Origin of the sequence: Desulfamplus magnetovallimortis (genome assembly GCF_900170035.1) — a bacterium.
GTDB classification, from domain to species: domain Bacteria; phylum Desulfobacterota; class Desulfobacteria; order Desulfobacterales; family Desulfobacteraceae; genus Desulfamplus; species Desulfamplus magnetovallimortis.
The window spans coordinates 80,889-82,808 of sequence record NZ_LT828562.1; the positions used below are offsets into that span (position 1 = coordinate 80,889).

General features: G+C 39.0%; 3 protein-coding genes. 2 read left to right on the plus strand and 1 reads right to left on the minus strand.

Annotated features, from left to right (window positions below):
- On the minus strand, window positions 1–322 hold a 322-nt coding region (locus MTBBW1_RS28730; RefSeq protein ID WP_186441693.1), incomplete at its 3' end, for a hypothetical protein.
- 360 nt (window positions 323–682) lie between these two features.
- On the opposite strand from MTBBW1_RS28730, the gene MTBBW1_RS24645 reads away from it, so the two are divergent.
- Together MTBBW1_RS24645 and MTBBW1_RS24650 are read left to right on the plus strand one after the other, a co-directional pair.
- Window positions 683–940 (plus strand): helix-turn-helix domain-containing protein, encoded by a 258-nt coding sequence (locus tag MTBBW1_RS24645; RefSeq protein WP_080808819.1) that lies wholly within the window; start codon window positions 683–685, stop codon window positions 938–940.
- 133 nt (window positions 941–1,073) lie between these two features.
- Window positions 1,074–1,920 (plus strand): hypothetical protein (locus MTBBW1_RS24650; protein WP_222424159.1); only part of this gene is annotated, 847 nt, incomplete at its 3' end.

Here is a 1,920-nt window from a genome sequence, read left to right on the forward strand (position 1 = left end):
TTTTATAATCAACAATTGTTGAATCTTTGCAAGTTGCAGGAACGATAGTTCCAATCCACATGTCGGCATAGTCTGAAAACAACGGTACTTTTTCCTCTTCTGTCTCTTCTTCAAGCTGGAATTGTCCCAGTGCAATTTTAGCATCAATTGCCTTCGCTATTTTATCAGCGGCCTTCTTATTTCTTCCTATCCTTTTTGCTTTTCTCTTTCCTTGGTGATTTATAAAAATCCACCACTCTCCAGAATCCTTTTTCTTTTCTCTGACTTTAACTCCCATATCAATATCCTCCAGTTGGTTTGATTTATGGTCTGCTAAAGTCACGTCAAAACACCTCTACGCAACTTTGATCATACCACATTACTCCCTAACTGTAGCTACATTTTTTAGTGAAAGTCATCCTCCTAGAATTGCTTTTTCAAGGAGGGTTACAGGACAGATTCAATGTGAGAAGCTCTATTCATCTGCAGATAAAAACATTCACAGTTTTGAGCGTTCGATGTCAATGTTAAAAAAGATATATTTTTTATTGAAAGTCATCCTCCTAGAATTTCTTTTTCAAGGAGGATGAAAAATCCATCAAAGTAATATTTAATGTAAATCAAAACCTCTTGAGGGGTCTTCACGAGTTTAAAGAACTTGAAGTCAATGCCAAAAAAAATGGATGAAAGGGGGTGATTCAAAATGAGAAAACGCAAGAAAAGATCGCCTGTTGAAGTTGGATATTTTACCGTAACAGAAGCTGCCGATTATCTACGATTATCAGAGCGGCTGCTTAGAGATCAATTAAAAGACCCGGTGCACCCGATACCGCATTATCGCATCGGCAGTGCCGGTAGGCTCATTCGAATCAAGAGGGATGACATTGATCAATGGTTGGAAAACTTCAGAGCCAGTTCAGATACTGATTTGGATCAAATCGTTTCAGAACTAATGGCATAGCATTTACAGACTCTGGAAGCGCACCAGACCTGTATGGACAAAAAAACAGCTGCTTTGGCCAGGCGGTTGAAAATCAAAAGAAGAGCTCAATAAAATTCGGAGGCGCCTCCTTTATTTAAAGGAGAACCAAGAAATGACTTTGGACAATACAGATTATCCTTTGACTAAGGAAGAGAATGAATTGATCATAGAGATCAAAAGGTTAGATAGAGTAAAAAATATAACAAGATTGACAAACAATTTTCTTATTGGAAAGAAAATCAACGATTTTTATCAAAAAGATTATGGAGAGGATGAGTTTGCTGCAATATCTGACAAAACTGGAATTAACAAAAGCTCCTTATATAAATATTGTCAGCTTGCAAGGGACTTCACAGAAGATGACATTGAGCTGTTCACTGACAGCAAGTGTTTCGGACTTTCATATAGCTGGCTGCGAGACCATCTCACTTTGGGGCGAGCAGTCATAGTAAAATTGTTTGAAGTGGCTACCGATTTTCAACAATTCAAAGCAAGCATTGCTGAACTAAAAAGTAAAATGAATTCAGATTCAAAAGAACCTGAAGGAAAAGATGCTGGAGGAGTTGAAGAAAAAAATGCTCAGAATAATGCTTCTAACTCCCCGACATCAAATTTATCCGATCGGACAAAATCAGATATTGAAGAGGAAGCTAACTCAGACGACTCAGAGGGGAAAGCGGAGAAGAATACCGGGGAGGACGCTACTATTGAATTTGACAAATCAAACATTGGGCAGAGCACACTTGATGCTGAAGAGTCACCTGAATCAAATACCGAAGAAGATGAGGACAATTCAGATGATCCTGACGATTATAGTGATGCAGACATCGTAGAAAGTGAGTCTACCCAACCTGATAGTTTGGTTGACCCTGCCAGTGAATCAGAAAACCCAGAAATCGATCAGGGGACTCCTGACACTGAGCAATCTACGCATCAGGGTCAGAAGCTTTCCAAACTGG

Coding starts and splice junctions, on each gene's coding strand:
- MTBBW1_RS24645 (WP_080808819.1), top strand. CDS start 683: ATGAGAAAACGCAAGAAAAGATCGCCTGTTGAAGTTGGATATTTTACC.